Annotated in this window: 6 protein-coding genes; all 6 read right to left on the bottom strand. The window is 72.2% G+C overall.

Going from position 1 to position 5,540, the window contains the following annotated elements; genetic code table 11:
* Positions 1-138: 138 nt before the first annotated feature.
* On the bottom strand, positions 139-1,134 hold the full coding sequence (locus ACSNOK_RS03940) for an ABC transporter substrate-binding protein (protein ID WP_436779128.1): 996 nt from the start codon (positions 1,132-1,134) through the stop codon (positions 139-141).
* A 109-nt stretch (positions 1,135-1,243) separates the two neighbouring features.
* The gene (locus ACSNOK_RS03935) at positions 1,244-1,483 is read right to left on the bottom strand and encodes a phosphopantetheine-binding protein (protein ID WP_436779127.1); all 240 of its coding nucleotides are present in this window, start codon (positions 1,481-1,483) and stop codon (positions 1,244-1,246) included.
* A gap of 54 nt (positions 1,484-1,537) precedes the next feature.
* Positions 1,538-2,917 (bottom strand): lysine N(6)-hydroxylase/L-ornithine N(5)-oxygenase family protein, encoded by a 1,380-nt coding sequence (locus ACSNOK_RS03930; protein ID WP_436779143.1) that lies wholly within the window; start codon positions 2,915-2,917, stop codon positions 1,538-1,540.
* 282 nt (positions 2,918-3,199) lie between these two features.
* Positions 3,200-4,387, bottom strand: coding sequence for an acetylornithine transaminase (locus tag ACSNOK_RS03925; RefSeq protein WP_436779126.1), 1,188 nt, complete (start codon positions 4,385-4,387; stop codon positions 3,200-3,202).
* Complete coding sequence (gene argB, locus ACSNOK_RS03920; RefSeq protein ID WP_436779125.1) at positions 4,384-5,316, bottom strand: acetylglutamate kinase; 933 nt, start codon at positions 5,314-5,316, stop codon at positions 4,384-4,386. The genes ACSNOK_RS03925 and argB overlap by 4 nt, the downstream gene beginning before the upstream one ends.
* Positions 5,313-5,540: bifunctional ornithine acetyltransferase/N-acetylglutamate synthase (locus tag ACSNOK_RS03915; protein ID WP_436779124.1), on the bottom strand; the 228-nt coding region annotated here is incomplete at its 5' end. The genes argB and ACSNOK_RS03915, both read right to left, overlap by 4 nt.

Here is a 5,540-nt window from a genome sequence, read left to right as displayed (position 1 = left end):
CTCTGGCATGGCGCCTTCCGGGTCGTTCGTGGTGGGGAGGGGGGTGAGGGGCGGAGAGGAGTGATACGCGTTCCGGGGCCGCCGGCCCGACCGCCGGCGGGCCCCGGTGCGTGCGGCCGGGGGCGGACCCCCGGCGTCCTACAGGCCCTTGAGGATCTTGTCGATCTGGTCGAGGACGTCGATCGAGGTGCCGTAGCGGTCGCTGGTGGCGTAGGTGACGGGCAGCACGTGGTTGTCCTTGGCGGCCTTCAGCAGCTTCCAGGACGGCTTGTCCGTGAGCTCCTTGGTCTCCTTGGGGACCTCGTTGGTGGCGGCCATGCGCGGGACGAGGATGACGTCGGCGTCCGCGAGGACGTCGATCTTCTCCTGGGAGTAGGTGACCTCGTGCTCCTTGCCGTCGTCGGAGGCCTTGGCGAAGCCGGCGCCGACGTCGGCGAGGATGCGGCCGACCCACGAGGTGCGGGTGTCCACGAGGAACTCGCCGTTGCCGTAGGAGGAGGCGAGGGCCCACTTCACGGACTTGAGCTTGGCGGCGTGGGTCGACTTGATCTTGTCGGCCTTCTCCTTGTACGTCGCCTTCAGCTTGTCGAGGGCGTCTTCCTTGCCGACGGCCTGGGCGATCTTCTCCTGGGCGTTGTAGAGGTCGCCCGGGGTCTTGATGCCGAAGTACAGGGTGGGGGCGATGCCCTTGAGCCGGTTGATCTTCCAGTCGAACGCGGACGCGCCCTCGACGATGATCAGGTCGGGCTTGAGGGACGCGACCTTCTCGATGTTGGTCTCGATGCCGGAGCCGATCGAGGTGATCTTCTTGCCCTGCTCCTTCTGCGAGGGCAGCAGTTCCATCGGGTTGTTCTCGTCGATGGCGCTGGTGCCGACGGGCTCGACGCCGAGGTCGAGCAGGGCTCCGGTGGCGTAGGAGATGCTGACGATGCGCTGGGGCTTCGCGGGCACCGTCACCTTGCCGTCGCTGGTCTCGATCACCCGCTTCCCGCCGTCGCCTCCCGAGGACTTGGCGTCGTCGGACGAGTCGTCGCTGCCGCAGGCGCTCACCGTGAGCAGGGCGGCCGCGGCGAGGACGGCCGCGACGCGGGTACGGCCGGCCTTGCGGCCGCTACGGAAGGGACGGGTGTTCATGGTTCTCCTTGGGCGGGTGCGGGCGGTGCGGTACGGAACCCGGCGGGCGTGGCCCGGATGGGACGGGGTCCCGCCGCGGTGGGTGGCGCGAAGAGCGAGGGGGCGGGGTTCAGACGCCAGCGGTCAGCAGGGCGTGCCAGCCGCGCAGCGTGGGCTCGGCCTCGGCGAGTTCGGTGAAGTCGGCGGCCAGGCCGCGGGCCCGCCAGCGTTCCACCAGGCTCATCAGCCGGATGGAGTCGAGGCCCAGGTCGCGCAGGTCCTCGTCGTCCGGCAGGTCGGCGGGGTCCTCGCCGAGGACGTCGGCCACGTCGTGCCGGAGGGTGTCGAGGGGGACGGGGGTCGCGGGCATGCGGTGTCCTTCGGGGATTCTTCGCGGGCGGGGGGCGGTGGCGGGGCGGGCGATTCAGCCGACGGGCGCGGCGACGGTACCGGCCTGTCCTCCGGCCCGGCCCGCGAGCACGTCCCGCTCGGTACGGCGCAGCAGCAGCGAGTCGCAGATCTCGCCGGAGCGGACGGCCAGGGTGGAGAGCAGGGAGGAGGTGATGCCGTGGGTGTGCTCGGTGCCGCCCTGAAGGTAGACGCCGACGCGGACCCGGTCCGTGGTCAGGACGCGGTGGTCGCGGTCCACCCGGAGCCGGCCCTGCTCGTCGGTGAGGCATTCGGCGGCCAGGTCGCCGAGGAGCTCGCGGGGGTCGGCCGCGTGGTAGCCGGTGGCGAACACCACGGCGTCGCAGTCGAGCGTGAACGTTTCCCCGGAGGTCAGGGAGCGGACGACCGCCCGGGCGCCGTCCGGCAGGTCCTCGACGGCGGTGAGCCGGGTGGTGTTGAGGATGCGCAGCCGCTCGCGGCCCTGGACCTTCTCCTGGTAGGCGGTGCGGTAGAGCTGCTCGATGAGCTCGCCGTCGACCACGGAGTAGTTGGTGTTGCGGTGGTAGCCCAGAAGGGCCTGCTTGACGTCCTCGGGGGCGTCGTAGAAGTGGTCCACGGCGGCCGGGTCGAAGATGCGGTTGGCGAAGGGGCTGTCGTCGGCCGGGCTGTAGCCGTACCGGGAGAAGACCGCGCAGACCTCGGCGTCGGGGAAGGTGCGGTGCAGGTACTCTGCGCTCTCGGCGGCGGACTGGCCGGCGCCCACGACCACGAACCGGCGGTGCCGGCGGGCGGCCGGCTCGGCGGCGCGGAACAGCAGGTCGCGGTTGTGCCAGACGTGCGGCCCGAGGCTGATGCCGGCGGGGAGGCGGGGGGTGAGGCCGGTGCCCACGGAGAGGTTGCGGGTGCGCCGTACGGTCTCGTCGGCCGGGTCCCCGACGGAGCGCGAGACGACGTCCACGGCCTCCACGGTCCCGCCGTCCTCCACCGCGTGCACGGCGGTGGCGACCCGGCCGTAGTCGACGGCGGAGCCGAACTCGGCGGCGCACCACTCCAGGTAGTCGTGGAACTCGATGCGGGTGGGGAAGAACGTCTTCTGGTTGATGAAGTCGGCCAGCCGGCCGCGGTCCCGCAGGTAGCACAGGAAGGAGAAGCGGCTGCTCGGGTCCCGCATGGTGACCAGGTCCTTGAGGAAGGACACCTGCATGGTGGCCCCTTCGAGGAGCATGCCCCGGTGCCAGCCGAAGCGCTCCTGGCGCTCCACGAAGCCCGCGCGGATCACGCTGTCCGGGGCCCGGCGGTTGTGGTCGTCGATCGCGATGGCGAGGGCCAGGTTGGCGGGACCGAAGCCTATGCCGACCAGATCCTCGATGGGGGCACCCGCCGTGTTCGCGCTGTCCCCGCGCCGTGCCGACATGCTCATCCTCTCGTCGTACCGCCCCCGTTCCGACTTTTGCCGGCCGCGTCGGCCGGGCATAGTCGGGAAGGGCAACCCGCGCAACTATTGATTAGGTATGCCTAACCTAACTTTCTCAGCAGGTCAGGTGTCAAGTCCAGGCGTCAGATCGGCCGCCTCGGGCGCCCCTTGACGCCCTTCACGCCACACCTCTCACAGTGGTCCGCCCACTGCCCCCAGGCATGACGAACGGGCCGGGCGGCACGTGTCCCCACGCCCGCCCGGCCCGCTTCCGCCGGGAGCTCAGACGTCCAGCATCCGGGGCAACGCCCGGACGAAGGCGTCCACTTGCCCCTCGTCGATCACCAGCGGCGGTGCCAGCCGGACGACGTCCGGGGCCGCCGCGTTCACCAGGAACCCCGCCTCCAGCGCCGCCCGCTGCACCCGCGCGGCCACCGGGCGGTCCAGGACGAGCCCGAGCAGCAGCCCGGCCCCGCGCACCGTCCGCAGCAGCGGGTGACCCGACGCCCGGGCCCCGGCGGCCAACCGCTCCCCCATGCGCCGGACATGGGCGAGGATGTCCTCTTTCTCCAGGGTGTCGAGCACCGCCAGGGCGGCGGCGCAGGACACCGGGTTGCCCCCGAACGTCGAACCGTGCTGCCCCGCCGACAGCAGCCCGGCCGCGTCGCCGAAGGCCACGGCGGCCCCGATCGGCAGTCCGCCGCCGAGCCCCTTGGCGAGCGTCACCACGTCGGGAAGCACACCGTCCGCTTGGTGGGCGAACCAGTGCCCGGTGCGTCCGATGCCCGTCTGGATCTCGTCCAGGACGAGCAGGGTGCCCGTGGCCCGGGTGATCTCGCGGGCCGCCGCGAGGTAGCCGGGCGGCGGAACGACGACGCCGTTCTCGCCCTGCACCGGCTCCAGGACCACCGCGGCGGTCCGTTCCGTCACGGCGGCGCGGAGGGCATCGGGGTCGCCGTAGGGGACATGGGTGACGTCCCCGGGGAGCGGGAGGAAGGGTTCCTGCTTGGCAGGCTGGCCGGTGAGGGCGAGCGCGCCCATGGTGCGGCCGTGGAAACCACCCTGGGCGGCGACCATATGCGGACGGCCCGTCCGCCGCCCGATCTTGAACGCGGCCTCGACGGCCTCCGCCCCGGAGTTGCAGAAGAACACCCTGCCGTCGCGGCCGGCCAGCTCCAGCAGCCGCTCGGCCAGGGCCACGGGCGGCTCGGCCACATACAGGTTGGAGACGTGCCCCAGGGTGGCGATCTGCTCGGAGACCGCCCGGACGACGGCCGGATGGGCGTGGCCGAGGGCGTTGACCGCGATGCCGCCGACGAAGTCGACGTACGTCCTGCCGTCGGCGTCCCGGACCGTCGCGCCCTCCCCGCTCACCAGCGCCAGCGGGGGCGTGCCGTAGGTGTCCATCAGCGCGGCCCGCCAGCGCTCGGCCAGCCGCTCCCCCGGCGTACGGGTGGCGTCCCCGGTCACGCGGTCACCTCCGCGAGCGCTCCCGGCGCGTCCGGCAGGGGGTCGGGCACCACGGTCGTCCCCACCGCCTCGTCCGTGAAGACCTCCAGCAGCAGCGAGTGCGGCACCCGGCCGTCCAGCACGTGGGCCGCGCCCACGCCGCCCCTGACCGCCCGCAGACAGCCCTCCATCTTGGGCACCATGCCGCTCGACAGGGCGGGGAGCAGCGCCTCCAGGTCGCTCGCGGTGAGGCGGCTGATGACGTCGTCGCTGTGCGGCCAGTCCGCGTACAGCCCCTCGACGTCGGTGAGGACGACCAGCTTCTCGGCGCCCAGCGCCCCGGCGAGCGCGGCGGCGGCCAGGTCGGCGTTGACGTTGTAGACCTCGCCGTCGGCGCCCCGGGCGACCGGCGAGACGACGGGGATCCGGCCCCGGTCGAGCAGCGCCTCCACCGTGGTCGGGTCGACGGCCACCACGTCGCCGACGAGCCCGATGTCCACCGGCTCGCCGTCGACCTCCGCCTGCCGCCGGACGGCGGTCATGGTGTGCGCGTCCTCGCCGGTGAGCCCGACGGCGAACGGGCCGTGCCGGTTGATGAGCCCGACGAGCTCGCGCTGGACCTGGCCGGCGAGGACCATCCGTACGACGTCCATCGCCTCGGGCGTGGTGACCCGCAGCCCCGCCTTGAACTCCGAGGCGATGCCCAGCCGGTCGAGCAGGGCGCTGATCTGCGGCCCGCCGCCGTGCACGACGACCGGCCGTACGCCGGCGTACCGAAGGGACACCATGTCCTCGGCGAACGCGGCCTTCAACTCCTCGTCCACCATGGCGTTCCCGCCGAACTTGACGACGACGGTCCTGCCGTGGAAGCGGCGCAGCCACGGCAGCGCCTCGATGACGGTACGGGCTTTGGGCGCGGCGTTGCGCCGCGAGGGAAGTATGGGGTTCATGAGGAGTAGGCGCTGTTCTCGTGGACGTAGTCGGCGGTGAGGTCGTTGGCCCAGATGACGGCGGACTCGCCGCCTTCGGCCAGGTCGGCGGTGATACGCACCTCGCGCGGTGTCATGTCGACGAGGTCGCGGTCGTCGCCGACGGAACCGTTGCGGCAGACCCACACATCGTTGATCGCCACGTTCAGCCGGTCGGGATCGAAAGCGGCGGAGGTCGTACCGAT

It is taken from the genome of Streptomyces sp. URMC 126, from assembly GCF_051386555.1.
In the GTDB taxonomy this organism is placed as follows: Bacteria; Actinomycetota; Actinomycetes; order Streptomycetales; family Streptomycetaceae; genus Streptomyces.
The sequence above is the reverse complement of the archived record's forward strand: the minus strand, read 5'-3'. Positions and strand labels throughout refer to the sequence as shown.

Excerpts from the sequence above, each read along its gene's own strand:
- argB (WP_436779125.1), bottom strand. The coding sequence starts at position 5,316 with ATGAACCCCATACTTCCCTCGCGGCGCAACGCCGCGCCCAAAGCCCGT.
- ACSNOK_RS03940 (WP_436779128.1), bottom strand. The coding sequence starts at position 1,134 with ATGAACACCCGTCCCTTCCGTAGCGGCCGCAAGGCCGGCCGTACCCGC.
- ACSNOK_RS03935 (WP_436779127.1), bottom strand. The coding sequence starts at position 1,483 with ATGCCCGCGACCCCCGTCCCCCTCGACACCCTCCGGCACGACGTGGCC.
- ACSNOK_RS03930 (WP_436779143.1), bottom strand. The coding sequence starts at position 2,917 with ATGTCGGCACGGCGCGGGGACAGCGCGAACACGGCGGGTGCCCCCATC.